19 protein-coding genes and 1 pseudogene are annotated in these 26,602 nt (G+C 70.9%); 7 read left to right on the forward strand and 13 right to left on the reverse strand.

What is annotated here, in order from left to right:
- Positions 1-13 precede the first annotated feature (13 nt).
- From AB0G47_RS15675 to AB0G47_RS15695, 5 genes are all read right to left on the reverse strand, one after another.
- Complete coding sequence (locus AB0G47_RS15675; RefSeq protein WP_360769215.1) at positions 14-1,213, reverse strand: AAA family ATPase; 1,200 nt, start codon at positions 1,211-1,213, stop codon at positions 14-16.
- 69 nt (positions 1,214-1,282) lie between these two features.
- Entirely contained in the window at positions 1,283-2,518 is a 1,236-nt protein-coding gene (locus AB0G47_RS15680) for a serine hydrolase domain-containing protein (protein ID WP_360769217.1), read from the reverse strand.
- Positions 2,515-4,032, reverse strand: coding sequence for an alpha/beta fold hydrolase (locus AB0G47_RS15685; RefSeq protein WP_360769219.1), 1,518 nt, complete (start codon positions 4,030-4,032; stop codon positions 2,515-2,517). Before AB0G47_RS15685 ends, AB0G47_RS15680 begins: the two co-directional genes overlap by 4 nt.
- Before the next feature lie 165 nt (positions 4,033-4,197).
- A complete protein-coding gene (locus tag AB0G47_RS15690; protein ID WP_360769222.1) occupies positions 4,198-5,364 on the reverse strand; it encodes an alanine--tRNA ligase-related protein in 1,167 nt (388 codons plus the stop codon).
- A 275-nt stretch (positions 5,365-5,639) separates the two neighbouring features.
- Complete coding sequence (locus tag AB0G47_RS15695) at positions 5,640-6,500, reverse strand: helix-turn-helix domain-containing protein (protein ID WP_360769225.1); 861 nt, start codon at positions 6,498-6,500, stop codon at positions 5,640-5,642.
- Positions 6,501-6,556: 56 nt separating this feature from the next.
- On the opposite strand from AB0G47_RS15695, the gene AB0G47_RS15700 reads away from it, so the two are divergent.
- Together AB0G47_RS15700 and AB0G47_RS15705 are read left to right on the forward strand one after the other, a co-directional pair.
- Positions 6,557-7,369: a phytanoyl-CoA dioxygenase family protein gene (locus AB0G47_RS15700; RefSeq protein WP_360769228.1), complete on the forward strand. Its 813-nt coding sequence runs from the start codon at positions 6,557-6,559 to the stop codon at positions 7,367-7,369.
- Positions 7,370-7,467: 98 nt separating this feature from the next.
- Positions 7,468-8,814 (forward strand): chloride channel protein, encoded by a 1,347-nt coding sequence (locus AB0G47_RS15705; RefSeq protein ID WP_360769231.1) that lies wholly within the window; start codon positions 7,468-7,470, stop codon positions 8,812-8,814.
- A 31-nt stretch (positions 8,815-8,845) separates the two neighbouring features.
- Here the strand turns inward: AB0G47_RS15705 and AB0G47_RS15710 are convergent, their stop codons facing one another.
- From AB0G47_RS15710 to AB0G47_RS15725, 4 genes are read right to left on the reverse strand one after another with little or no spacing between them, the layout of a single operon-like run.
- Positions 8,846-9,013 carry a hypothetical protein gene (locus AB0G47_RS15710; RefSeq protein WP_360769233.1) on the reverse strand — a complete coding sequence of 56 codons (168 nt, stop codon included), beginning with the start codon at positions 9,011-9,013 and terminating at the stop codon, positions 8,846-8,848.
- Complete coding sequence (locus AB0G47_RS15715; protein WP_360769236.1) at positions 8,997-11,243, reverse strand: xanthine dehydrogenase family protein molybdopterin-binding subunit; 2,247 nt, start codon at positions 11,241-11,243, stop codon at positions 8,997-8,999. Before AB0G47_RS15715 ends, AB0G47_RS15710 begins: the two co-directional genes overlap by 17 nt.
- Positions 11,240-12,235: a xanthine dehydrogenase family protein subunit M gene (locus AB0G47_RS15720; protein WP_360769240.1), complete on the reverse strand. Its 996-nt coding sequence runs from the start codon at positions 12,233-12,235 to the stop codon at positions 11,240-11,242. Before AB0G47_RS15720 ends, AB0G47_RS15715 begins: the two co-directional genes overlap by 4 nt.
- Positions 12,236-12,246: 11 nt before the next feature.
- Complete coding sequence (locus AB0G47_RS15725; protein WP_360769243.1) at positions 12,247-12,774, reverse strand: (2Fe-2S)-binding protein; 528 nt, start codon at positions 12,772-12,774, stop codon at positions 12,247-12,249.
- Positions 12,775-13,118: 344 nt separating this feature from the next.
- On the opposite strand from AB0G47_RS15725, the gene AB0G47_RS15730 reads away from it, so the two are divergent.
- Both AB0G47_RS15730 and AB0G47_RS15735 read left to right on the forward strand, forming a co-directional pair.
- Positions 13,119-13,985 (forward strand): universal stress protein, encoded by an 867-nt coding sequence (locus AB0G47_RS15730; RefSeq protein WP_360769246.1) that lies wholly within the window; start codon positions 13,119-13,121, stop codon positions 13,983-13,985.
- Positions 13,986-14,100: 115 nt separating this feature from the next.
- A pseudogene (locus AB0G47_RS15735) lies at positions 14,101-16,458 on the forward strand (phosphoketolase family protein); the annotation flags it as partial.
- Positions 16,459-16,493: 35 nt separating this feature from the next.
- On the opposite strand, the gene AB0G47_RS15740 reads toward AB0G47_RS15735, so the two are convergent.
- The 4 genes from AB0G47_RS15740 to AB0G47_RS15755 form a co-directional block, all read right to left on the reverse strand.
- Entirely contained in the window at positions 16,494-18,893 is a 2,400-nt protein-coding gene (locus AB0G47_RS15740) for a glycosyl hydrolase family 65 protein (protein WP_360769249.1), read from the reverse strand.
- Positions 18,890-19,675: an HAD-IA family hydrolase gene (locus tag AB0G47_RS15745; protein WP_360769252.1), complete on the reverse strand. Its 786-nt coding sequence runs from the start codon at positions 19,673-19,675 to the stop codon at positions 18,890-18,892. Before AB0G47_RS15745 ends, AB0G47_RS15740 begins: the two co-directional genes overlap by 4 nt.
- A complete protein-coding gene (gene gap, locus AB0G47_RS15750; protein WP_360769255.1) occupies positions 19,672-20,691 on the reverse strand; it encodes a type I glyceraldehyde-3-phosphate dehydrogenase in 1,020 nt (339 codons plus the stop codon). Before gap ends, AB0G47_RS15745 begins: the two co-directional genes overlap by 4 nt.
- 160 nt (positions 20,692-20,851) lie before the next feature.
- Positions 20,852-23,266 (reverse strand): SpoIIE family protein phosphatase, encoded by a 2,415-nt coding sequence (locus tag AB0G47_RS15755; RefSeq protein ID WP_360769258.1) that lies wholly within the window; start codon positions 23,264-23,266, stop codon positions 20,852-20,854.
- Between the two features lie 303 nt (positions 23,267-23,569).
- Between AB0G47_RS15755 and AB0G47_RS15760 the strand changes: the two genes are divergently transcribed.
- The 3 genes from AB0G47_RS15760 to AB0G47_RS15770 all read left to right on the forward strand — a co-directional run bounded on the left by AB0G47_RS15760 (position 23,570) and on the right by AB0G47_RS15770 (position 26,602).
- Positions 23,570-24,667: a serine hydrolase domain-containing protein gene (locus AB0G47_RS15760; RefSeq protein WP_360769965.1), complete on the forward strand. Its 1,098-nt coding sequence runs from the start codon at positions 23,570-23,572 to the stop codon at positions 24,665-24,667.
- 97 nt (positions 24,668-24,764) lie between these two features.
- Complete coding sequence (locus tag AB0G47_RS15765) at positions 24,765-25,625, forward strand: ABC transporter ATP-binding protein (protein ID WP_360769260.1); 861 nt, start codon at positions 24,765-24,767, stop codon at positions 25,623-25,625.
- Entirely contained in the window at positions 25,622-26,602 is a 981-nt protein-coding gene (locus AB0G47_RS15770; RefSeq protein ID WP_360769263.1) for an iron-siderophore ABC transporter substrate-binding protein, read from the forward strand. The genes AB0G47_RS15765 and AB0G47_RS15770 overlap by 4 nt, the downstream gene beginning before the upstream one ends.

Genomic DNA, 26,602 nt, shown 5'->3' on the forward strand with positions numbered 1-26,602 from the left:
ATCCCCCCGGTGGTCAGAGCTGAGCCTGCACCATGCTCGCGTCCATGCCGAGTGCCTCGGTGAGGACGCGGGCGCGGACGGCGCGCTGACGGCCGGTGACCCTGTCTATGGCGGCGGTGGAGCGGCCGGCGCCCACCGCCTCCTCGCGGAGCTTCTCCAGGCGCTTGCCCGCCATGGCGAGCTTGTTGTGGGCCTTCTTGATGACCCACTCGCTCAGCGCCTCGCGGGACTGCCCGGCCATGGCGTCGAGCGGGGCCTCCAACTCCTCGATGGCGTCGGCCAGTTCGAGCGCCTCCTTGGCGTCGGGGTTGACCAGTTGCAGCACCTCGCGCTCGACGGTCGGGCGCTCGGCCGGTGAGTCCCACAGCACGTGCGTAAGCACCGACAGGTCGGTCTCGGCGACCGCCGGGCGGCCGTCGAGGTACGCGGACGCCTGGAGCAGGCCCACCGCCTGCCGCCAGCGGCGGTCCGATGCGACGAGTTCCTTGCGGCGCAGGGCGGCCCGCAGCGTACACACCGCATCCACGATCCCGTCGGGGACGTCCACGGAAGGGACGGCCTCGGTCACGGCGTGCTGCAGCGCGGCCAGTTCGACGGTGGTGCGATGCGGTGCCGCCGGGCGGCCGACGGCGGAGCGGACCAGTGCGGCGAAGTTGGACGGGTCGGCCAGGTATCCGACCTCGATCCGAACGAGGAGCCGGTCGTAGATCGCGGCCGTATCCTCCCCGGCAGGCAGTTCGTTGCTCGCCGTGATGGCGCCGATCAGGGGGCAGCGGATCGGCTCGCCGCCGCTCTCGGGGTGGTAGATCCGCTCGTTGAGGTAGCCCAGCGTCTCGTTCAGCGCCGCCGTGGAGCACTTGAATATCTCGTCGATGAACGCGATGTGCGCGGTCGTGGCACGGCCGTCGTAGACCTGGCGGTACTCGCCCCTGGCCAGCGCGGCGACGTCGACGGGACCGAACATCCTCGTCGGCGCGGTGAACTTCGACAGGAGGATCTCCCAGTAGGACGCGCCGTCGACCCGGCCCGTGAGCTCCCGGGCCAGCTCGGACTTCGCCGTCCCGGGAGGGCCGAGCACCAACGAGTGCTGCCCGGACAGGAGAGTCGCCACCAGGGTCCGCACCACGTCGGCCCGCTCGTAGAAACGGTCCGACAACTCGTCGCAGACCGTCCGCAGCCTCTTGGCCGTGTCCTGCGCGTCCGGTGCGTCCACGTTTTTCAACTCCTTGCGACGCTGCCCTGCCGGGCGCGGTCCTTGCCCGAGCAAGATACAAGCAGCCGATCACCGGCCTCCCCCGGAGTCGGTACGCAGCGCCGCATCGACCATCCCGAGGGTCCGCGCGGCCTGCGCATCCGCCTGCGGCCCGCCGAGCCTGAGGGTGAAGGCCGCGCTGGTCACGGCCGTGGAGCCGTCCGGCGTCACACCGCACTCGGAGACACAGCCGAGACTGGTCCCGCCGTGGAACCAGATGCCGCCGGCACGCCCCGCCACCGGCCGCCAGGCGATGCCCAGGCCGTAGCGGACACCGGGCACGGGGCTCAGATCGGCGGCCGGCACGGTCTGTTTCATCGCCGCCAGTTGGGCAGGACGCAGCAGCCGGCCGCTCATCAGGGCGCGCAGGAAGACACCGTGGTCGCGTGCCGTCGCGATGATCCCGCCGTCCGCTCCCCCGCCGAAGTTGAGGGTCGTGTCGGTCGGCCGCGGGTCGCCGGGGAAGTGCGTGTACGCGGTGGCCGTAGGCCCCGGCACATACGAGGAGGTGCCCGGGGTGAGCGTGTGGCGCAGGCCGAGGGGTTCGATGATCCGCTCGTGGACCTCCTGTGCCCAGGGCTGTCCGGTGACCTGCTCGATGAGCATTCCGGCGACGACGTAGTTGGTGTTGGAGTACCCCCATCGCCGTTCCTGCGCCGGATCGTTCGCGTCGGGCAGCCACTGCGGCGGCTTGCTCAGCGCCGCCGCCAGCTGTTCCGCAGGCGTCTGCGAGCGGAAGCGGTGGCGGCGGTAGCTCTCCGGGGTGAGGTCACCGGCGTCCGCGCTGAAGTAGTCGTTCAGGCCGCTGGTCTGCCGCAGCAGGTTGGTGACGGTGATGCGGCGGCCGTCGTTGCCGTGGCCACGGACCTCTCCGGGCAGCCATCGGTCGACCGTGTCGGTGAGCTTCAGCCGTCCCTCGCCGACGAGTTGGAGTGCGACGGTGGCGGTGAAGGTCTTGGTGTCGCTGCCGATGCGGTAGTACGCGTCCCAGGGCACGGGCCCCTTCGCCGCGAGCTCGGCGACGCCCGCACGGGCGGCCGTCCGGCCGTGCGCGCCCTGTACCTCGGCGAGGATGCCGGACACCCCGGTGGCCAGGATCGCGTCGACGTCCTTCTGGAGCGAAGAGGCCGCGTGGGGCGTGCGCCGCGCCGCCGTGGCCGCGGGGGCGCCGGCCACCCCCGTGAGCAGGGCGGCCGCGGTGGCCGTCAGGCCGGTGCGCCTGCTGACCATCGAGGTCATCGGGGTTATCGGGGTGTTCGCCTTCATCGCTCCCCCTCGTTCTTCGCTGCCTCGTCCGTCGGGCGGGGGCAGGTGAAGTCGGCGGCGGGCAGCTTTCCATCGCGCAGATAGGCGTTGACGGTCCGGTCGGCGCACGCGACGGGTGTGAGGCCGTCGTTGCCGCGCCCGTAGACGCCGTGCGAACGGATGTCGGCCGTCAGCAGCCGCGAGCCGGTGAGCTTGCGGTGCAGGGCGAGGGCGCCGCCGTACGGAACGTTGTTGTCGTAGCGGGCCTGGAGCATCAGGACGGGCACGGCGTTGCCGATCTTTGTGCCGGGTTCGCGCGGCTCGGCTCCCCAGAACGCACACGGGGCGATCATTCCGTTGACGTACGGACCGAAGACCGGCTCCGTGGAGCGGCTGCGCTGCATGTTCTTCCAGTACGTCTCCGGGTTCTTCGGCCAGCCGCCCGCGGGCCAGCCCCCGTCGCCGCACATGAAGATCGCGCCGCCGACCATGCTGCTCTCAAGATCGGGCGAGGCGAGGAGCTCCAGGAGCGCGGCGAGCGCGGGCCCCGGCTTGTCGAGCCGGCCCGCGGCGGCCTTCTTCAAGTCGCCGACCACACTGGCCAGTTGGGGGTCCTTCTCCTCGTGCTGGACGAGCTGCTTGAACACGAGGCGCAGCAACGGGGCGTTGAGCCGTTGGCCGTCGACCGCGATGGGGCGGCGCTCGGCCCGGTCGAGCAACTTCCGTACGTCCGACCCGACCTGACCGGCCTGGCCGTCCAAGGCCGCCTCCGCGGGCGCGCCCGACCGCTGGAACAGCTCGTACTGCGTGGCCGCCGGATCGGTCGAGGAGTCCAGGACGATCCGGTCGGCCCGGCGCGGGAAGAGCTGGGTGTAGACGGCGCCCAGGTCGGCGCCGTACGAGATGCCGTAGTACGAGAGCGTGCGCTCGCCGAGTGCCGCGCGGATCGCGTCCATGTCGCGGGCGACGTTGCGGGTCGAGGCATGGGGCAGCAACCGGGCGTTGTCGCCGTGCTCTTGGCAGCGGCGTGCGGTGTCGCGCGCGGAACGCACCGCTGCCTCGAAGTCCTTGCGGGGGCTGGTGGATTCCGGGGGCGGCGTCGGGCGCGGGGTTCTGCCGCAGGTGACGGGGGTGCTCTCGCCGAGGAAGCGCGGGTCGAAGCCGATGAGGTCGTAGCGGTCCGCCACGTCCTTCAGCGCGGGGCGCAGGGCGAGGGTGTTGGCCAGGCCCGTCCCGCCGGGGCCGCCGGGGTTCGAGAGCAGGACGCCGCGCCGCTCGCCCGGCGACTTCGCCTTGATGCGGGAGACGGCGATCTGGATCGTACGACCGCCGGGGTCGGCGTAGTCGAGCGGGACGGTCACCTTCGCGCACTGCGCGCCCGCCTCGTTCAGCGCCTTCTGGTCGGCGGAGCAGCGGCCCCAACTGAGCTTCTGGCGGGGCTGTTCGGAAGAATCAGGGAGGGTCGCGGCGGCCACTCCGCCGGCGAGTAATCCGGCCAGGGCCAGGCCTGCGGTGACTGCTGAGGCGGCGCGCATCGTGCTCCTTGGATCGACTGGACCGATCGGCTCGGCCGAACCGGCTGAATCGGCCGAAGAAATCGATCACTACGCTAGGAATGCGCGCCGCACCGGACCATCGGGCCACCGGGCCGAACTCCCCTGGGGACAGCCCCAGTACGCTCCCTCCGGATGCCCCCCGGATCACTCCGGGCGCAGGCTCAGGACGAGGTCGCGCGGCAGTCCGTGGGTGTCGTGAAGGTAGTGGAGGTCCTCCTCGTCCAGCGGGCCGCGGAACCGGGGCCGGGCCAGCACCTGCCGGCCGCGCTCCAGGAGCCGGCGGAAGCGGCGCTCCTCCCCGAGCAGCACCCGGCGCACCTCGTCCGTGTCCACCTCCTGGCGGAAGTGGTCGAGGGTGTGCAGGACGAGTTCGTCCGGCAGGTCTCCGAGGCCGCACGAAGGGTCGTCCCGCCACAGCACGGTGAGTACGCGGCGTACCAGCCGGCGCAGCACATAGCCGCGGCCGGTGTTGGCCGGGCGCACCCCGTCGCCGATCACCACCATGGCCGAGCGCAGGTGGTCGCAGACCAGCCGCAGCGACGGTTCGTCCAGTCGCCACAGGGCCGGCACGAGGCGACGCCAGGGGTCGAAGAGGTCGCACTCGAACACCGACGTCCGCCCCTGCAGCACAGTGGCCAGCCGTTCCAGGCCGAGCCCGGTGTCGATGTTGCGCTGCGGGAGCGGCACGAGCGAACCGTCGACGAGCCGGCGATGACGCATCATCACGTGGTTCCACAGTTCCACCCAGCGGTCGTCGCCCGTCGGCGTCGACTCGGGCGGGGTGGCGCCGGTCCAGATGAAGATCTCCGAGTCGGGGCCGCACGGACCGGTCGGCCCGTTGGACCACCAGTTGTCCTCGACGGTGAGCTCCACCGGCACTCCGCGCTCCTGCCACAGCTCCAAGGAGGCGGTGTCCAGGCCGATTTGATCGTCGCCGCCGAAGACCGTGGCGTGCAGCAGACCGGGATCGATGCCGAATCCCTCGGTGAGCAGCCCATAGCCCCAGTCGAGGCTCATGGGGCCCTCGTAGTCGCCGAGCGACCAGGTGCCCAGCATCTCGAAGACCGTCAGATGGGTGGAGTCGCCGACCTCGTCCAGGTCCGTGGTGCGCAGACAGCGCTGCACATTGACCAGCCGGCTGCCCAGCGGATGCGGGCGCCCCTCCAGGTACGGGGTGAGGGGATGCATGCCCGAGGTGGTGAACAGGACCGGGTCACCGGTCGGTGGCAGCAGCGTCGAGCCGGTGATCCGGCGGTGACCGCGGTCCTCGAAGTACTCGACGAACGTACGGACGATCTGTTCGGTGTTCATGGGGTGGCTCCTTCGCGTGCGCAGCGGGGAGGCACCGGAGGACGGTCCGTGGAGCGGCACGGGCGGGAGGGCCACAGAAGCACCGGCGGACCGTTTCCGGTCGCCGGTGGAAAGGGGGAAGTACGTCAGACGGCGGCAACCGGCGAGCTGGTCGCTCGCGCGGTCGCGGTGGTGCTCGGGCCGGTGACGTTCATAGGGCCGACGGTAACGCGCCCGGATCCCGGGGTCACCCGAATTTCCGGCGTGAGGCCGGCCTGCAGACGCAACGCAAGGGTTCAGACGGCATCGCGGTACGCCGACGGCGAGCACCCCAGGGCACGCCGGAACCGCGTGGAGAAGTAGAGCGGGTCGTTGTACCCGACCTGCCGGGCGACCTCGCGCACCGGCAGGGACGAAAGGCGCAGCAGCCGGCACGCCACGTCCATGCGGCGCTCTTCGACGTGCGCCATGACACTCGTCCCGAACTGGGCGGTGAACAGGCGCGAGAGGCGGGACTCCGAAAGGCCGGCGACGCGCGCCAGGGACCGCACGGTGTGCGGGGCGGCAAGGCAGGTGCTCAGGTGCTCAAGGACGGCCAGCAGGCGTGGGTCCATCCGCTCGCCCCGGGGATTCTGTGTGTCGCACCACAACAGCGCCTCTTCCACCGCGTTGACGCCGAAGAGCGCGGAGTTCGCCAGCGCGCTGTTGCTCAGGGACACGGCTCGGGTCAGCGCGGCGGCCACGCGGTCGGCGAGCGGGTCGGGCAGCAGCACGCGTCCCACGCCGGGCGCGGCCCGCGGCCAGTCGAGCAGGGCGAGCCACTCGGGCTGCGGCTGGACATGGGCCCAGAGCAGGAGCCAGTCTCCGGCCGCGGGGTCGGTGCCGTAGTCGTGAGGCGTGCGGGGCGCGATCGCGACGAAGGACCTGCCGTCGGCGGGTACGTCGGCCGCCCCCTCGCTCCTGATCCGGCCACGCCCCCGGCAGGTGAACAGCAGCAGCCAGTCGTCCGTGCCGGAGTGCCGCACGGTCCGGTAGTCGCGTCCTGCCGCGAGCCGGCCCGCGACGACCCGGTTCTCGGACGTGGCGACGACCTGCGGACGCGCCCGCGCGCCACCTGGACGCGTCCTGGCCTCACCCCCCGCGGCAGCATCTTCCATGTGAAGTCCTCGAAGTCCGATTCCCGGCCACGGGGCCGGTGCACACGATGGAGAACATGACACTCGATACAGCCCCGGCGTCGCAACGGGCCGAGCGCTACGCCGCCGACGGCATGGTCCAGGTCGACGGTCTGCTCGGCTCCGGCGAGGCCGAGACGATCCGCTCGGCGTTCATGGATCAGGTCGTACGGGACCGGCACCGCCTGGGCGCGCGGGACGGCCTCGCCGAGGGCGACGTCCTGGCCCGCTTCCCGCGCTTCATGCAGCCGCACCGGCACCCGGACCTGGAAGTCGGTTCGATCGCCCGCCGGCTGATGACCGACCCCCGCATCCTGGACATCGTCACCGAACTGATCGGCCCGGCCTTCGGGGCGCAGTCGATGTTCTACTTCAAGCCGCCCTCCGCACGCGGCCAGGCGCTGCACCAGGACAACTACTTCCTCCGGGCCCATCCGGAGACGTGCATCGCCGCGTGGATCGCGATCGACGACTGCGACGCGGCCAATGGCGCGCTGTCCGTGGTCCCCGGCTCGCACACCATGGAGGTGGTGTGCCCCGAGACCGCCGACGACCAGGAGTCGTTCACGACCGGTCTGGTGCGTCCCCCGGCAGGCCTGACGACCGTGCAGACGGTGATGCGCGCCGGCGATGTCCTGTTCTTCCACGGCAGCTTGGTGCACGGCTCGCTGCCCAACACCACGGAGGACCGCTTCCGCATGTCGCTGATCTTCCACTACGTACCGCAGACCTCCGTGGAGATCGCCCAGTGGTACCTGCCGTTGGTGGCACCGGATGGGACCGACGTCACCGTGGCCGCGGCGACGGGCGGCGGGCCGTGCGGCGACGGCTGGCCGGGGGCGGCGCACTGAGCAGCTCCCCGAGATGCGCGGGTTGCGCTCTCATTCTTTACTGAGGCCCATCTGCTGCCAACGCCAACCGCCGTACGGCGAAGTCCAGGGGGCCTTGCATGGGTGACGCCGTCGGTCGGACGAGCACCCCCGCGGCCGCCGAGCCCGAGCAGCCCGTCGCCACCTTGCGCGCCACGCTGCTCAGCCGCGGCTATCGGCGGCTGCTGCTGCTCTGTGTGCTGCTCGGGATGCCGATCGCGCTGGCCTGCTTCTTCTTCGTGAGCCTCCAGCACGAGTTGCAGCACGGCGTGTGGGAGGCGCTGCCCGAGGCCCTCGGATACGACCGCGCCCCCTGGTGGTGGCCGCTGCCCGCGCTGCTGCTCGCCGGTCTTATCCTCGCGACGGTCGTGACCCGGCTGCCGGGCGGCGGTGGCCATCTGCCCGTGCACGGCCTCGGGGGCGGTGCGCCCATCGGGCCGGCTGAACTGCCGGGCGTCGCCCTTGCCGCGCTCGCGACCCTCCCGCTGGGCATCGTGCTCGGTCCCGAGGCGCCGCTCATGGCGGTCGGCAGCGCGCTGGCGCTCCTGGCCGTACGCACCCTCAAGCAGGCGCCCGACCCCAGGGCCACGGCCGTACTCGCCACCACCGGCTCCACCGCGGCGATCTCGACGATCCTCGGGGGTCCGGTGGTGGCCTCCGTGATGGTCGTCGAGGCCGCCGGGCTCGGCAGCACCCAGCTGGTCGTCCTGCTGCTGCCCTGCCTGCTCGCCAGCGCGACGGGCGCGCTCGTCTTCACCGGGTTCGGCAACTGGACCGGCCTCTCGGTCGGCGGCCTGCGGCTCCCCCATCTGCCGCCGAACGTCAACCCGGACGTGGGCGACTTCCTGTGGGGCGTCCCCGCCGCCGTCCTGATCGCCGCCGTGCTCACCGTCGCCCGTGACCTCGGCTACCGCACGGCGGCATGGACGTCGCAGCACACCGCCCGCCGCACGGTCCTGTGCGCGCTGGCCGTCGGCTGCTGCCTGAGCGCGTACGCCCTGCTGACCGACCGCTCGCCCGAGGAAGCCGCCCTGTCGGGGCAGGCGGCCCTCGGCCAGTTGGCCGCCGAGCCGCACGACTGGTCGGTGGCGGCACTGCTCGCCCTCATCGTGTGCAAGGCACTGGCCTGGGGCATCAGCCTGGGCAGCATGCGCGGCGGCCCCGTCTTCCCCGCCGCGCTCATCGGCGCCGCGATCGGCATCGCCTGCTCCGGGCTCCCCGGACTCGGTACGACACCGGGCCTGGCCCTCGGTCTGGCGGCCGCGGCAGCGAGCATCACCGGACTGCCGCTCACCAGCGCCGTCCTCGCGGTCCTGCTGCTCGGCGGCGACGCGTACAACCAGATGCCGCTGATCGTCACCGCCTCGGTCACCGCCTTCGTCACCGCCCAGCTGCTGCGGCGCCGTGACTCCACGGAACGCCACTGACCTCACCTGTCACCCGTACGACTCGGGCCGATCAGGAGAGGCTGTAGTTCTCGGAGACGTACTGGCACCGCCCGGTTGCCCGGTCGGTGACCACCACGCGGAACCCGAGTGCGGTGCCGATGCCTGCCGCGGTGGTGATGTCCTCTTCAAGAGCGACGATCCTGCTTGCGCCAAGGCCCTGCTCAGAGCATGTCTTCAAGGGTGATGGGCATTTTGCGTACGCGTCGACCGGTGGCGTGGTGGATCGCATTGGCGATGGCTGCGGCCGCGCCGACCTGGCCCACTTCTCCGACGCCCTTGACGCCGAGCGGGTTGACGATCTTGTCCTCGACCTCGATGAGTTCCACGTCGACATCGGGGGCGTCGGCGTTGACCGGGATCAGATAGTCGCCCAGGCTGGAGGCGACCCAGCGGCCGCGGCGCGGGTCCATGTAGTTGGCTTCGAGGAGCGCCTGGCCAAGACCCCAGATCATGCCGCCCATCAGTTGGCTGCGGGCCGTCTTGGGGTTGAGGACCCGTCCGGGGGCGAAGGCGCCGACCATCCGACGTACTCGGACCACGCCGAGGTCGGCGTCGACGGCGACCTCGGCGAACTGGGCGCCGAAGGTCATCAGTCCGTAGTTGGCGGTCTGGGGTGTGGGAGACCACGCCCCCACCGCTTCGAGGTCGGGCAGGAAGTTGCGCTGCAGCAACTCGCCGTAGCTTTCCCCGGTGTCGGGCCGACTGCGCAGCATCATGCGGCCGCCCCGTACGGTGATCGAGTCGGGGGCGGCGCCGTGCAGCGGCGATTGGGTGTCGGCGACGGCCTGGGCGATGAGCTGGTCGCGCAGGTTGGTGGCCGCGGTGTGGACGGCGGCGCTGATCATGCCGGAGCCGGACGAGCCGACAGCGGCGGCGATGTTGGGCAGCGTGGTGTCGCCGCCCTCGAAACGGCAGTGCTCGATCGGGATGCCGAGCGCGTCGGCCGCGACCTGAGTCATCACCGTGGCAACGCCGGTGCCGAAGTCGGGCGTTGCGGCTTGGACTACGGCGCTTCCATCGGCGTAGATCCGGGCGCGGGCCCGTTGCGGGTTGTTCGGCCCGTAGACGGGATAGCCGGCGGTGGCCATGCCGTAGCCGATGAGCCAGTTCCCGTCGCGGTGCGAACGGGGTTCGGGGTTGCGGCGCTGCCAGCCGAACCGCTCGGCACCGCGCCGCAGGCACTCGGGGAGCCCGTCGCTCGACCAGGGATTGCCGGTGTCGGGATCGACGTCGGTGTGATTGCGCAGCCGCAACTCGACGGGGTCGAGGCCCAGTTGATGGGCGAGTTCGTCCATCGCGCTTTCGAGGGCGAACATGCCTGACGCCTCACCCGGGGCACGCATGAAGGTGGGCGTCATGGTGTTGGCGCGAATCAGCTCGTAGACGCCTTCGTAGTTCGGACAGGCGTAGATCTGGGATGCGACTCCGAGGGATGGTTCGGCCCAGTCGTCGAAGTGGGAGGTGGGCGACAGCTTGTGGTGGCGCAGTGCGGTGAGGCGGCCCTCCTTGGTCGCGCCGAGGGTGATGCGCTGCTCCTGCTCTTCACGGTGGCCGACCGAAGTGAACATCTGCTCGCGCGTCAGGGCGAGTTTGACCGGTCGCCCGACGTGGCGCGCGGCGAGCGCGCTGAGCGCCGGGTGCGCCCAGATCATGGCCTTGCAGCCGAAGCTGCCGCCGACGAAGTGGGAGATGACCCGGACCTTGGACGGGGTGAGCCCCAGCAGCGCGGCGACGGTGAGCTGGGTGGCCGCCACCCCTTGTGTCGCGTCATGAAGAGTGAGCTCGTCACCGTCCCACACTGCGGTGGTGGCCGACGGCTCGATCGGGTTGTGGTTGTTGGCCGCGAAGGCGTACGCGGCATCGATCCGCACGTCGGCCCGGGCGAGTCCCGCGTCGATGTCTCCGCGTCGGTTACGGCCGGGGATGAAGCCCGCGAAGATCGCCTCGGGCTCGTACGCCTGATCGCGGCCCTGGTCGAGCGTCGTGACCGACGGCGTCTCCTCATAGGTGACGCGTACGAGCGCGGCCGCGTGCTGTGCGCGCTCCAGTGTGTCGGCCACGACGACGGCGACGGGCTGGCCCGTGTAGTGGACGACGTCGTCCTGCATGGGGAAGAAGGTCTGGCCGGGGGCCGGCATGCCGGCCAGCGAGGGGATCAGCGGCGGCTGGGTGGCGGTCTTGGGCAGGTTCTCGTGTGTGAGGACCGCCAGTACCCCTTCGGAGGCCAGCGCCTCGGAGGCATCGATGGCGGTGATCCGGCCGCTCGGCACACGCGCTCCGACCAGGAAGGCGTAGGACATGTTGTCGAGTGCGTAGTCCGCGGAGTAGCGCGCGGTGCCGGAGACCTTGTGGCGGCCGTCGACCCGGTCGGTGGGCTGTCCGATTGCCGGCGGAGTTGCCGTGGTCATGAGGGACGCTCCGGGTTCGTGAGGGTCTCCAGTGCGCGGACCATCGTCCGCTGGGCCAGCTCGACCTTGAATTCGTTGAGCGGTGTGGTCCGCGCAGCGGCGAGTTCCTCGCGGGCGGCGCGCATGAACGTCTCCCGGTCCGCGGGTGCTCCGCGCAGAATCTCCTCCGCTCGCCGTGCCCGCCACGGCTTGGTGGCCACTCCGCCCAGTGCAAGGCGTGCATCCCTGATGACACCGTCCGAGGTGGTCACGCCGACCGCCACGGAGGCCAGCGCGAACTCGTACGACTCACGGTCGCGCACCTTCAGATACAGCGCATTGGCGGCGACGGGCGTGTAGGGCACCTCGATGCCGACGATGAGTTCGCCGTGTGCCAGGGGGTGCTCGAGGTGGGGCGTGTCACCGGGCAGCCGGAAGAAGTCGTCGATGTCGTAGACGCGCCTGCCCGAGGCTCCCTCGGTGTGGATGCGGGCTTCGAGGGCCATCAGTGCCACGGCGACGTCGGAGGGGTGGGTGGCGATGCATGAGTCGCCGGCACCCAGGATGGCGTGACCGCGGTTGAAGCCGTCGATGGCGCTGCAACCGCTCCCCGGGTCGCGTTTGTTGCATGGGGAGACGGCGTCGCGAAAGTATCCGCAGCGGACCCGCTGCATCATGTTGCCGCCCATGGTGGCCATGTGCCGCAGTTGTGCCGACGCGCCGAGCACGAGTGCTTCCGCCATCATGGGGAACCGCTCGCGCACACCTGGGGCCTCTGCGACATCGCTCATACGCGCCACGGCGCCGATGTACACGCCGCCGTCCGGGCGGTCCTCGATCTGGGTGAGCGGCAGATCGTTGATGTCGACGAGCCGACGCGGCTGCAGAACGTTCTGACGGAGCAGATCGATCTCGGTTGTCCCGCCGGCCAGGAAGTCGCTGGTGGGGTCCGCCGTCACGGTGGCGATGGCACCGGTGACGTCGCTCGCACGCGAATAGCTGATGGGCCGCAACTCTGGTCTCCCTAGGATCCGTCGCGGACCGCGCGGATGGCGGCGCGAATATGCGGGTACGCGGCGCAGCGGCAGATGTTGCCGCTCATCCACTCCCGGATCTCGGCGTCGCCGCCTGCGTGCCCCTCCTTGAGGAGCGCGGCTGCCGACATGATCTGGCCAGGGGTGCAGTAGCCGCACTGGAACGCGTCCTCGGCGATGAACGCGGTCTGCATGGCATCGAGTTCCTCGTGCTTGGCCAGGCCCTCGATCGTCGTCACCTCGCGGCCCTCGCAGGCGATCGCGAGAGTCAGGCATCCCAGGACGCGCCGATCGTCGACCCAGAGCGTGCACGCACCGCAGGTTCCCTGGTCACACCCCTTCTTCGCACCCGTGAGGTGCAGGTGCTCACGCAGCGCGTCCAGCAGGCTGACCCGCGGCTCGATCTCCACAGACCGCTCGACCCCGTTGACCTTGAGCGTGACCTTCACCGGGCCGGGGCCGCGTTCCGGCAGAACGGAAGCCGCAGCCTCGACAGTGGGTGGTTGCTGCACAGACAAGACAATTACCTCCCAGACGTGATGTTCATCGTGTCTCCAGTGAAAGCGGACCGCCACTGGACGCATCGCCCCAGGGGCGTTCGCACCCGAAAGGTCGAGCAGGGCTTGCCGGTCTGCCCGCCGTCGCGACCGCTTCCCGCCGCTGCGGCCGGTGGTCCGGCGTGTAGGCCCAGGGGCGGAGCCGCTCCAGGGTCCTCACCGTTCACCACCAGGCGGTCCGGGACGCGTCCGGGGTGGGCGGGGTGCGCGTGTGCGGCCGATTCACCCCTCCCCTGGCCGGCCTCCTCCGTGGAACCGTCCGAAGCGGAGCCCCTGCCAGGGGCATGCCGGAAGGTGGTGGCATCGTGGACAAGCCCCTGATCGTCGGAGTCGACGGCTCGGATCCGAGCCTGGCCGCACTGGACTGGGCCGTGGACGAGGCCACGGCGCACGGGGTACCGCTGCGTATCGTCCATGCGTCGCGGTGGGAGTGGTACGAAGGACACGAGCCGTCATTCGGCATCAACCGCTCGTCCGTGCAGGCCCTCTCGGACCACATCGTCGCCTCGGCAGTGGAGCGCACCCTGCGCCGCACGTCTATGGTGAAAGTGACGAGCGAGGTGGTGTCCGAGGATCCGGCCGCCGCACTGGCGCAGCTGAGCGCGGAGGCCGGCGGCGTCGTCGTCGGCCGTCGCGGGCGCGGTGAACTCGCGGAACTGCTGCTCGGCTCGGTGAGTCTGTCCGTCGCCGCGCACGCCGCCTCACCGGTGATCGTCGTACGCGGCTCCGAAGGGAAGGCGACCGGCGGACTCGGTACCGTCGCGGTCGGCGTGGACGATCCCGAAGAGGCCGCCCACGCGGTGCGGTTCGCCCTGCACGAGGCTCAGGTGCGGGACGCCGCCGTGATCGCCGTTCACGCCTGGCGCTGCCCCGCCCGGGAGATGCCCGACGTCCCCGCCCCGACGGACGACGACCATCGGCGCCGGGCCGAGCAGCTCGTCGAGGAGGCCGTGCGGGGCGCGGCGGCGGCCGCCCGCTCCGGCATGACGGTCCGCGGCCGGACCGTCGAAGGGCACGCGCGCACCGCCCTCCTCGACGCCGCCCGCACGGCCGATCTCCTGGTGGTCGGCGCCCGCCGCCGCAAGGGGCACGTCGGCATGCAACTCGGCCCTGTCAACCACGCCGTGCTGCACCACGCGGCCTGTCCGGTGGCCGTCGTCCCACACGTCTGACCACGGCGCCGTACGCCCTGACACCCCAGATCTGACCAGAGCGCCGTACGCCCAGACACCCAGATCTGACCACAGCACCGTTACTCCCTGACACACCCCACACGAGACGCGGGAGGCACCCATGGCACACGTACGACTGTCGACCCTGGACGCCCACTGGCGCGCGGCGAACTACCTTGCCGTGGGCCAGATCTACCTGATGAGCAACCCCCTGCTGACCGAACCGCTGCGGCCCGAGCACATCAAGCCTCGCCTGCTCGGCCACTGGGGCACCTCCCCCGGGCTCAACCTCGTGCACACCCACCTCAACCGCCTCATCCAGGAACACGGTCTGGACGCGCTGTGCGTGTGGGGTCCGGGGCACGGCGGCCCCGCGGTCCTCGCCAACTCCTGGCTCGAGGGCTCCTACAGCGAGACGTACCCCGACATCACCCGGGACGCGTCAGGCATGGCGAAGCTGTTCCGGCAGTTCTCCTTCCCCGGCGGCGTGCCGAGCCATGTGGCCCCGGAGACGCCCGGCTCGATCCACGAGGGCGGCGAGCTGGGCTACTCCCTCGCGCACGCCTACGGAGCCGCCTTCGACAACCCGCGCCTCCTCGTCGCCTGCGTCATCGGTGACGGCGAGGCCGAGACGGGACCGCTCGCCGCCTCCTGGCACTCCAACAAGTTCCTCGACCCGGTCCACGACGGCGCGGTCCTGCCCATCCTCCACCTCAACGGCTACAAGATCGCCAATCCGACGGTGCTCTCCCGTATCCCCGAGTCCGAACTGGACGCCCTCCTCAAGGGATACGGCCACGAACCGCTGCACGTCGCCGGCGACGACCCGCGCAAGGTCCACCAAGCGATGGCCAAGGCCATGGACCAGGCCCTGGAACGCATCACCGCCATCCAGCAGACCGCCCGCAACGGCGGCGCGCAAGGCCGCGCGCGCTGGCCGGTGATCGTGCTGCGCACGCCCAAGGGCTGGACGGGCCCCGCAGCCGTGGACGGCGTGCCGGTCGAGGGAACCTGGCGCTCCCACCAGGTGCCGCTCTCCGGCGTACGCGAAAACCCCGACCACCTGGCCCAGTTGGAGACGTGGCTGCGCTCCTACCGGCCGGAGGAACTCTTCGACAAGCACGGCCGCCCCACCCCCGAGGTGCTCGCCTGCATCCCTGATGGCCGACGACGTCTTGGCGCCACCCAGCACGCCAACGGCGGCCTGCTCACCCGCGCGCTTCCCCTCCCGCCCCTCGAGCATTTCGCCGTCCCCGTCGAGAAACCGGGATCCGCCCTGCACGAACCCACGCGGGTACTCGGCGGTCTCATCGCCCAGGTCATGGCGGAGACCGCCGAGCGCCGTGACTTCCGGGTCGTGGGTCCTGACGAGACCGACTCCAACCGGCTCGGCGCGCTCTTCGACGTCACCGGCAAGGCCTGGCAGGCCCAGACCCTGGACACCGACGAGCACCTCGCCCCGGACGGGCGGGTCGCGGAGATCCTCTCCGAACACCTCTGCCAGGGCTGGCTCGAGGGCTACACCCTCACCGGCCGTCACGGTCTCTTCTCCTCCTACGAAGCCTTCGTCCACATCGTCGACTCGATGGTCAACCAGCACATCAAGTGGCTGAAGACCTCGCGTTCACTGCCCTGGCGCGCGCCGGTCCCGTCCCTCAACTACCTGCTGACATCGCACGTCTGGCGCCAGGACCACAACGGCTTCTCGCATCAGGACCCCGGCTTCGTCGACCACGTACTCAACAAGAGCCCCGAGGTCGTCCGCGTCTACCTCCCGCCGGACGCGAACACCCTGCTCTCCGTCGCCGAACACGTCCTGCAGAGCCGCGACTACGTCAATGTCGTCGTGGCGGGCAAGCAGCCCTGTCTCGACTGGCTTTCGCTGGACGAGGCCCGCGTCCACTGTGCCCGTGGTGCGGGCATCTGGGAGTGGGCAGGCACCGAGAACGGCGGCCGCGAACCGGACGTCGTACTGGCCTGCGCGGGCGATGTCCCCACCCAGGAGGTCCTGGCCGCCGCCGGACTGCTCCGTCAATGCCTTCCCGATCTGGCCGTCCGCGTGGTCAACGTCGTCGACATGACCCGCCTGCTGCCCCGCGAGGAACACCCGCACGGCATGCCCGACTCCGAGTACGACGCGCTCTTCACCCCCGACAAACCCGTCATCTTCGCCTACCACGGCTATCCCTGGCTGATCCACCGCCTCGCCTACCGCCGCACCGGACACGGCAACCTGCATGTCCGCGGCTACAAGGAGGCGGGCACCACGACCACGCCGTTCGACATGGTCGTCCGCAACGACCTGGACCGCTACCGCCTGGTCATGGACGTCATCGACCGGGTCCCGGGACTCGCCGTACGCGCCGCGGCCGTCCGCCAGGCCATGGCCGACAACCGCACCCGCCACCACTCCTGGATCCGCACACACGGCACCGACCTCCCCGAGGTCGCCGACTGGACCTGGACCGGCTGACCCTCCGAACGCACCGGTCGGTTCGCCCCTTCGCTTCACTCGGGCAACGACAGGTCACACGACTCCCCCGGTGCGACGGAGACGGCCCGGCCCGGTAGTTCGATGTCGATGGGCGAGCGGTCGGATGCGGGCACGGCGATGTGCAGCCTGCCCGGTCGCATGCGCAGCCGAATGCCCCAGTGCCCCCGGTAGCGCAGTGCGAAGCCGTACTCGGAGAGTTCCGGGAGCGGCACCGGGTCCAGCCAGAGGGCGCCGCCCCGCGCCTCCAGGCCGGTGAGACCCCGTTGCACGAGGTCGAGCGTGCCCGCCATGGCGCCGAGGTGGATGCCCTCGCCGGTGGTGCCGCCCTGGAGGTCGGCGATGTCGCCCTCCAGCGCCTCCTGAACGAACTTCCAGGCTCCCGCGCGCCGCACCCTGGCAAGGACCCAGCCGTGCACGAGGCCGCTGAGCGTGGAACCGTGGCTGGTCCGCCGCAGGTAGTGGTCGACCGTGCGCTGCCAGGTGTCCGCGTCGAGTGCGTACCCCAACCGGTCGAAGAGGGAACGGAGTTCGGCCGGGGAGAAGAGGTAGCCAAGCATCAGCACATCGGCCTGCTTGGAGGCCTGGTAGCGGTTGACCGTGTCGTCCTCGGCCTCCAGGATCCGGTCGAGGCGGCGGATGTCGCCGTAGCGGGCGCGGTATCCGTCCCAGTCCAGCTCCGCCAGATCGCCGTATCCCTCGAACTGGCTGATCACCCCCTCGTGGAACGGCACATGCAGGGTGCGCGACACGTCCTCCCACAGTTCGATCTCGCCGCCCTCGAGCCCGATCCTCTCCACGAGTTCCCGCCTGCGCGGCTCGGGCAGAGCACGCAGCACCTCCAGCGCCCTGGCGAGGACCCAGGCCGCCGTGACATTCGTGTACGCGTTGTCGTCGAGCCCCGGCTCCGACGCGTCGGGGTAGGCGTCGTGGTACTCGTCGGGACCCACCACCCCGCGGATTCGGTGCCGACCGAGGTTCTCGTCGTACGTTGCCGAGTCCGCCCAGAAACGGGCGATCTGCAGCAGCATCTCCGCGCCCTTGGTGTGCAGGAACTCGGCGTCCCCGCTCGCCTCGCAGTAGCGCCACACGTTGTACGCCACGGCCGAGCCCACATGGTGCTGGAGCCGGGAGTTGTCCGGCAGCCAGCGCCCCGAACGCGGGTTGAGGTGCAGCTGCTGTGTCTCCTCCCGCCCGTCGCTACCGCTCTGCCACGGGAACATCGCCCCCGCACGGCCGGCGTCACGTGCCGCCGTGCACGCCTGTTCCAGGCGTCGGTGCCGGTAGGTCAGCAGTGCGCGCGAGACCTCGGGGAAGTGCAGGTTGAGGTAGGGCAGGACGAACAGTTCGTCCCAGAAGACATGGCCGCGGTACGCCTCGCCGTGCAGCCCGCGCGCCGGCACTCCGACGTCCAGGTCGGCGGTGTGCGGGGAGAGCGTCTGCAGGACATGGAAGTGGTGCAGCCGCAGGATACGGCCCGCCTCGCCGGGCACGTCGAGTTCGGCCCTGCGCCACAACTGGTCCCATGCGGTGTGGTGCGAGTCGAGGAGTTCGTCGAAGCCGGGCGCCCGGCCGACCCGGTCGACGGCCGCCTGGAGAGGGTCGCTGATCGCCGGGTCGCGGGAGGTGTGCAGGGCGACCGTCTTGTCGACGGTGACGGTGCGCCCGGCTTCCAGGTCGAGCACGAAGCACTGCACTGCTCGCCCTGCCTCACACCGCGGCACGGCCCTCGTGGAGCCCACCGTCGTGCGGGCGGCCATGGCCACGCGTACATCGGACGTGGTGGTGCGGCAGCGCAGCCACACGGTGTCGGCGTCGGCGTCGCTTCCGGTGTGGACGTGCGTGAGGTGGGCGGAGTTCAGCTGCCGGTAGCGCGCCACTCCCGCGTTGGTGACGGCCCCGTCGAGCGCCGCCTCGACCTCCAGGCTGACGGGCGGGCCCTCGGCGGTGAACTCGGTGCGCAGGAGCGCGAGATGAGGGTCGGCCATGTGGACGATGCGCAGCTGTCGCACCGCCAGCGCTCGCCCGTGCCCGTCCTCGTACCTCAGGTTGCGTTCCAGGACGCCGGCCTGCAGGTCGAGGGACTGCCGCAGTGCGACGAGCGCGTCGCAGTCCGGGGTGAGCCACTCCCCCGCACCGTCCTGGTCCTTCAGGCGGTAGCGCAGGGGCAGCCAGTCCGGGAGGTTGACCATGTCCTCGTTCTCGACTTGCCGCTCCCCTACGCGCGAGGTGAGCCGGTTGTAGCAGCCCGCCGCGTACGTCCCGGCGTAGTGCACGTCGTCCGCCGGGCATTCGGGGGCGGCGCCCCGGGTGACGAAGTAACCATTGCCCAACGCGCAGAGCGACTCCCGGAGCTTCTCCTTGTCCGGGTCATAGCCCTCGTATTCCCAGACCCAATCCGCGATCCGGTCCTTCATGTCAATCCGCCCCTGCTTCCGCCTTCGACTTCGGCTTCGCCATCGTCTTCGTCTTCGTCATCGCCGAGCAGTTCCTTGAGGTCGTCGACCACGACGTCCGCGCCGTGCCGCAGCAGCGCCGACCTCGTGTCTTCCGTCGCGCTTCTGTCGACACCGATCACCACCCGGAATCCCCCTCGCCGTCCCGCCTCGACACCGGCCAGCGCGTCCTCGACGACGGCGGCGTCGGCAGCGGTCAGGCCCAGGCGGTGCGCCGCTTCCAGGAACAGCGCCGGGTCGGGCTTCCCGACGAGGCCGAGCCGGGCCGCCTCGCCACCGTCGACGAGCACGTCGAAGAGCTCCAACACCCCGGCACGCACGATGAGTTCACGTGCGTGACGCGAGGCAGACGCGGCGGCGAGCACGAGACCGGCATCGCGCAGGGCGTGCAGGAGACGGATGGTGCCCGGATAGGCGTCGATGGCGCCCTCCCGCAGCCGGCCGACGAACAGCCGCTCCTTCTCGGCGGTGACCGACTCGAGTTCCTGGGTGGTCGGCCGCAGGCCGCGCGACGCGAGGAACGCGGCGGCACCGTCCCTGCGTGACCTGCCGTCGACGTACCGCAGATAGTCCTCGCTCGCATCGAACGGCCGACGATGCTCGGGCAGTTCGGGTGGACGCTCTGCCAAGAAGGCGTCAAAGGCCTGCTTCCACGCCGCGGCATGGACCCGCGCCGAGTCGGTGATCACTCCGTCGGTGTCGAGGACGACTCCTCGTACGCCCCTCAGCGCGGCGGGAATCACAGCCGCGCCGCGACGTAGGACGTCAGGTCCAACAGCCTTTGGCAGTACGCCCATTCATTGTCGTACCAGCCGAAGACCTTGATCAGGTCTCCGTGCGCCAGGGTGAGGGCTGGGTCGAAGACACAGGAAGCCGGGTCGCCGATGACATCGCGGGAAACGATCGGCGCGTGCGACACACGCAGCACGCCCCGCAGACGACCGTCCGCCGCCTCGTCGAACGCCGCGTTGACCTCATCGGCAGTCACCTCGCGCCGCAGCTGCACCACCAGATCGGTGAGCGACCCGTCCTCGACCGGCACCCGCACGGCCAACCCGTCGAGCGCGCCGTCCAGTTCGGGTACGACGAGCCCGACGGCGCGGGCGGCCCCGGTGCTGGTCGGGATGATGCTGAGGGCGGCCGAGCGGGCTCGCCGCGGGTCCTTGTGCGGGCCGTCGAGGAGCGCCTGGTCGTTGGTGTAGCCGTGGATGGTGGTCATCAGGCCTTTGGCGATGCCGAAGCTCTCGTGGAGGACGCTGACCATCGGCACGACACAGTTCGTGGTGCAGGAGGCCGCCGAGACCACATGGTGCCGGTCGGATGCGTACGTGTCGTGGTTGACACCCATGACGAGGGTCGCGTCAGCGTTCCTGCCCGGCGCGGAGAGCACCACCTTGCGCGCCCCCGCCTTGAGGTGCAGCGCGGCGGAGTCCCGGTCCCGGAAGCGCCCGGTGGACTCGATCACGATGTCGGCGCGGTGTCCGCTCCAGTCGAGGACGGCCGGATCGCGCTCCGCGGAGACGGCGATGCGCTGCCCGTCCACGGTGATCGAAGTGTCGTCGTGCGTCAGCTCGCGACGGAGCCTGCCGTACGTCGAGTCGTACTCCAGCAGGTGCGCCAGGGTCGCCGGCGGCGCGATGTCATTGACGGCGACCACCTCGATGGCATCGCCGCCTTCGCCCTCCCTCCTTTCCAGGGCGGCACGCAGACAGGTGCGCCCGATGCGGCCGAATCCGTTGATGCCGACTCGGATGGTCATGAACCACTCCTTGGCGGTAGCGAGCAGGGGCTGGCGGGGCCCCAATAGGGGACAATTGCGAGCGGGCCGCAGGAGAAATCGTCCTCTTCGACCGAAGCTGGTACAACCGGGCTGAGCGCCTTCTGGTGGAGGACGGCCTACTGCTGCGCGCGGAGGGTGTTCACGTGCAGAAGCGGCCGCCCGCCCCGTCGGGGATCTCCTGCTCGGCCCAGATCGTCTTGCCCTGCCGGGTGTAGCGGCAGCCCCACCGTGTGGTGAGCTGGGCGACCAGGTACAGGCCACGACCGCCCTCGTCGGTCAGCAGGGCGCGGCGCATGCGCGGCTGGGTGGCGCTCGGGTCGGAGACCTCGCAGATCAGGCGGCCCGCGCGGATGAGGCGTACCTCGACCGGGCCGCCGGCGTAGGTGATGGCGTTGGTGACGAGCTCGCTCAGCACGAGTTCGGTGGTGAAGGCGAGGTCCGTCAGGCCCCAGGCGTCCAGTTGCCGGGCGGTGGCCTCGCGTACGTCGGCGACGGCGGCCGGGTCGGCGGCCACCGGCCAGACCACCTGGTCCTCGGGCGGCAGCACGTGGGTGCGCGCGAGCAGCAGGGTGATGTCGTCGGTCAGATGGTGCGAGGGGCGTGCGGAGACGATGTCCAGGCCGAGTTCCCGCAGCGGGGTGTCGAAGACGCCAGGCCGTGAAAGACGGCGGGTCAGCTCGGCCATGCCTTCGTCGAGGTCGCGCTCCCGGCTCTCGATCAGACCGTCGGTGTAGAGGGCGATGATGCTCTCCGGCTCCACGTCGACCTCGGCCACTTCGAAGGGCACGCCGCTGACGCCCAAGGGCGGTCCGGGGTTCACGGGGACGAAGGTGACGGTCCCGTCCTGCGCGGCCACGGCGGGCGGCGGGTGCCCGGCGGAGGCCACACTGCACCGCCGGGACACCGGGTCGTAGACGGCGTACAGGCAGGTGGCGCCGATCGGGTCGGGCCGGGGGCGGGTGCGTTCCGCGGCGTCATCGGACTGCTCGGGTTCGTCGGTCTCCACGCGGAGCTGGGAGACCAGATCGTCGAGGTGTTCAAGGAGTTCGTCCGGTTCGAGATCGAGGTCGGCGAGGGTACGGACCGCGGTGTGCAGTCGTCCCATCGTGGCCGTGGCCCCAAGGCCGTGGCCGACGACGTCGCCCGCGACCAGGGCGACACGGGCGGACGACAGGGGGATCACGTCGAACCAGTCGCCGCCGACACCGGTGCCCGTGTCCGCCGGCAGATACACACCCGCGGTGGTGACGGCGACGGTCTCGGCCTGTGAGGGTGGCAGCAAGCTGCGCTGCAGGCCCACGGACGCGCGGTGTTCGCGGGTGTAGCGGCGGGCGTTGTCCAGGGCCAGTGCGGCATGTCCGGCGATCTCCCGCAGCAGGTCCAAGTCGGCTTCCTCGTACGGAGTTTCGCCTGCCTCGCGGTGGACGGCCACGCGTCCGAGCACGCTGCCCCGAGCGCTCAGCGGGACGGTCAGCGAGGTGAGCAGATCGGCGGGCTTCGCCGGATCGTCGGGCCTGGCCAGGACGACACTGTCGGGGGGAGCCCCGGCCGGACTGTCGAGGGGGGCCTCCGCCGATGTCCGCCCGGCCACGGCGGTCCGGCGCAGGGGCATGCTGCCGTCCGGGGCGGGGGCCGGCTCCTCCCCGGTGAACACGGCCTCCGCGATCTCCACCACGGCGAAGTCGGCCAGCGCGGGCACCAGTGCGGCGGCCAGGTCCTCGGCGGTGCCGGCCACCGACAGCGAGGCGCCGACGGCCGCGGTCGCACGCTGCAGTACGGCCAGGCGCTCGCCCGCGCGGCGCATCTCGGTGACGTCCGTGAACAGCGCGGTCACGCCGAAGACCTGCCCGTCGGGAGCCTGCAGCCGGAAGGCCGAGATGGCCATCACCGCGCCGCGCCCGGGGTCCTCGATGGTCCGGACGGTCTCCTCCACCCGGACGAGCGGCAGCCCCGTCCGCAGTACCTCCCGCAACCGCCGCTCGACGGCCGCGGCGTCCTTGGCCTCTAGGAAGTCCCCAAGGCGATGCCCTCGCAGGTCCTCCGGGAGGCCCGTGTACGGGAGCAGATGGGTGTTCGTCCTGACCAGCCGCAGCTCCTCGTCGAAGACGGCCAGGCCAAGCCGGTCCTGCAGGAACAGTTCCCTGGTGAACGCCCGGTCCTGCCGCCACCGGTCCGCGGTCCTCGCGGGGGCGCCAAGCACGAAGTACCGGGCCGGCTGCTCCGTGGGCGCCCCGGCGCTCGGGCCGGCGTCGCTGAGCGGCAGGACCTGGAACTCGACCTTCAGCTCCCCGCCTTCGCCGGTACGCACCACGGCCTCTCCGGACCAGGCTCCTGACCGCAGCTCGGACGGTGGCCCTGGCCCGGCGCCGGGATCTTTGAGCAGCTCACGGAGGCGCCGCCCCAAGACCCTGGCGGCGGGCAGGGAGAACAGTTCCTCCGCCGTCGGCGTCCACCCGATGATCCGGCCCTTTGCGTCGAGCAGCGCCCCGGCGGCCCCATCGGCGAACGGCAGCCCGGGGTGCACCGGAGCGAAGGGCAGGATCTCTTCGTCCACCTCGTGCTCTGCCTCCCTCAGGGGCCGGGTTCCACTCCATCATCCCTCCGCTCGCCGCGCCCGCCAGTCCTCACCGTCTTCGCAGGCCGGCAATGGGGGGTTACCCCTAGCCGGATCGGGCGGCCAGCAGGATCGTCCCGGGCGTCCTTCGCCGGAAATGCTGGGTCCCGGCATATGCCGCTGATGTCCCGACGATTCCGTAGGAGTTGACCCGTGCGTGAGCAGACATGGCAGAGGTTTGGACCTTCCGAGGCGCCTTCCGAGCGGCCTTCCGAGCGGCAGCGGGGTGGCCGGCGCGGAGCCGTGCGGGCCGCGGCCGCGGTGGCCGTCGGCGCCTTGGCGGCGGGTGTCCTCGCGTCGCCGGCGGCGTCCGCTGCCGCGAGGCCGGACGAGGTACGGCAGGGTCTGGACGCGCTGGTCGGCACCGACGGCGTACCGGCCGCGCTGGCGAGCGTCACGGACCGCGAGGGCCACACCCGTTCGTACACCGCGGGGGTCGGCGATCTGGCCACCGGCGCGAAGGTGCCCAGGGACGGTCAGGTGCGGATCGGCAGCAACACCAAGACGTTCACCGCGGTGGTCGTGCTGCAACTGGTCGGCGAAGGGAAAATCGGCCTCGACGACCGGATCGACACCCATCTGCCCGGCCTCGTCCGCGGGGAGGGGATCGACGGACGTCGCATCACCGTCCGTCAGCTCCTGCAGCACACCAGCGGACTTCCGAACTACGTCAAGTACCTCGCCGATGAACCCCGGTACTACGCGCCCCACGAGCTCCTCGCCCTCGCCCTCCAGCACGAGGCGGACTTCGCTCCCGGGAAGAAATGGGAGTACAGCAACACGAATTACGTGCTGGCCGGCCTGATCGTGGAGAAGGTCACCGGCCACTCCGTCGCCAAGGAGATCGACCGGCGCGTCATCCAACGCATCGGGCTGCGCCACACCTACTTCCCCGCCCCCGGTGACGCGACCATCCGGGAACCCCACCCGAAGGGCTACGATCGGGATTCGACGGGCGCCCCGCTCGACGTCACGGAATTCGACCCGTCCTGGGGCTGGGCCGCGGGCCAGATGGTCTCCACCAGCTCCGACCTCAACAGGTTCCTCTCCGCGCTCCTGGCAGGCCGCCTCCTCCCGGCGGCCCAGCTCGCCGAGATGCGCACCACCGTTCCCGCCGAGTACTTCGGCCCGGGAGCCCGCTACGGCCTTGGCCTGGTGAGCAAACCCCTGTCGTGCGGCGGCGTCTACTGGGGCCACGGCGGCAGCACCACGGGCTACGAGACCCGGGGCGGTGCCACCGGCGACGGCCGCGCCGCCAACGTGGCGGTGACCATCCAGCCGCCCGACAAGGCGACGATGCGCCACGCGGAGAACGTCGTGGACACGGCCCTCTGCCACTGAGCCCCGCCTCCTGGGGGCCGGCCGGCGCGTCGGTCCCCAGAACCGGGTTCTGCACCCATGGCATTCAAGCCACTTAGGTTAGGCTAACCTTCAGCCCGTGAAAGCTGGTGAGCAAGGAGTCGGTTCCGCACGTTCGCGTGGGCATGAACTGGCCGCCGAAGACGTGACCGTGGCGTACGACGGCGTGGACGTCGTGCACGATGCCGCCGTCTCCCTCAGGCCCGGTGAAGTGACCGCGCTCGCGGGGCCCAACGGCAGTGGCAAGTCGACGCTGCTGCGTGCCTTGGCGCGTCTGCAGAGCGCCCGGACCGGCACGCTGACGTTCGACGGCTCCACCGACGGGCTCGCCCTCACCTCCCGGCAGTTCGCGCGGCACGTCGCCCTGCTGACCCAGGCGCGGCCCACGCCCAGCGGGCTGACCGTGCGGGACGTCGTCGAATTCGGGCGCTATCCCTACCGCGGCCGGTGGGGCCGGGCCGATCCCGAAGGACCCGACGCGGTGGACCGGGCGCTGCGCATGACGGGCGTCGAGGACCTTGCGGGGCGCGGCGCCGACCAGCTCTCGGGAGGGCAGCTCCAGCGCGTCTGGCTCGCGAGCTGCCTCGCCCAGGAGACCGGCGTGCTCCTCCTGGACGAGCCCACGACCTATCTCGACCTGCGCTACCAGGTCGAACTCCTCGATCTCATCCGCGACTTGGCGGACGACCACGCGATCGCCGTCGGTGTCGTCCTGCACGACCTCGACCAGGCGGCGGCCGTCGCCGACCGGATCGCCCTGCTCCACGCGGGGCGGATCATCGCCGACGGCGCCCCCGAGGACGTACTGACGCCGGAACGCCTCACCGACACGTACGGCATCCGCATCGATGTCGACACCGACCCGCTGACCGGCCGTCTGCGCACCCGCGCCATCGGCCGCCACCACACTCGCACCGAAAGGCTCCGCACCACCTCATGAGACGCCTCATCAGCACCGCGGCCGTCGTCACCGCCGCCGCCCTCTCGCTGGCCGCCTGCGGAACGACCGAGCCCGCGTCCGACGGCTCGGACAAGGCCACCGACCAGATCGAGCTCACCGACGCGACCGGCGCGAAGGTGACCCTCGACGGCCCCGCGAAGAAGGTCGTGGGCACCGAGTGGAACGTCGTCGAGAGCCTCGTCTCCCTCGGTGTCGACCCCGTCGGCGTCTCCGACGTCAAGGGCTACAAGACGTGGGACACCGTCGTCCCGCTCAAGAACACCCCCAAGGACATCGGCACCCGCGGCGAGCCGAGCATGGACACGATCGCCTCGCTCAAGCCGGACCTCATCCTCGCCACGACCGATCTGCCGGCCTCCGCGGTGAAGCAGCTGAAGAAGGTCGGCACCGTCCTCACGGTGCGCCCCGCCGACGCGTCCGACCCGATCGGGCAGATGACGGAGAACCTCGGCCTCATCGCCAAGGCGACGGGCAAGGAGAAGCAGGCGGCCGCCCTCAACAAGCAGTTCGAGGCGAAGCTCGCCGCCGGCAGGAAGAAGCTCGACAAGGCCGGCCTCGCCGGGACGAAGATCGCCTTCGCCGACGGCTACGTCGCCTCCAACCAGGTCTCGATCCGCCCCTACACCGACGGCTCCCTCATCGGCGACGTCAACAAGCGGCTCGGCCTGAAGAACGCCTGGAAGGTCAAGGGCGACAAGGACTACGGGCTCGCCACCACCGACGTCGAAGGCCTCACCGGCCTCGGCAAGGACGTGCAGTTCGCCTACATCGGGGGCGAGAGCAGCGGCGACCGCGACCCGTTCACCAAGGACCTCCCCAAGAACGCCGTCTGGAAGTCCCTGCCGTTCGTGAAGGCCGGCGACGTCCACCAGCTGCCCGACGGCATCTGGATGTTCGGCGGACCCGAGTCGATGGGCGCGTACAGCGACGCCCTCACCGACGCCCTGACGAAGTAG

This window comes from Streptomyces sp. NPDC021622, from assembly GCF_040640795.1.
In the GTDB taxonomy this organism is placed as follows: domain Bacteria; phylum Actinomycetota; class Actinomycetes; order Streptomycetales; family Streptomycetaceae; genus Streptomyces.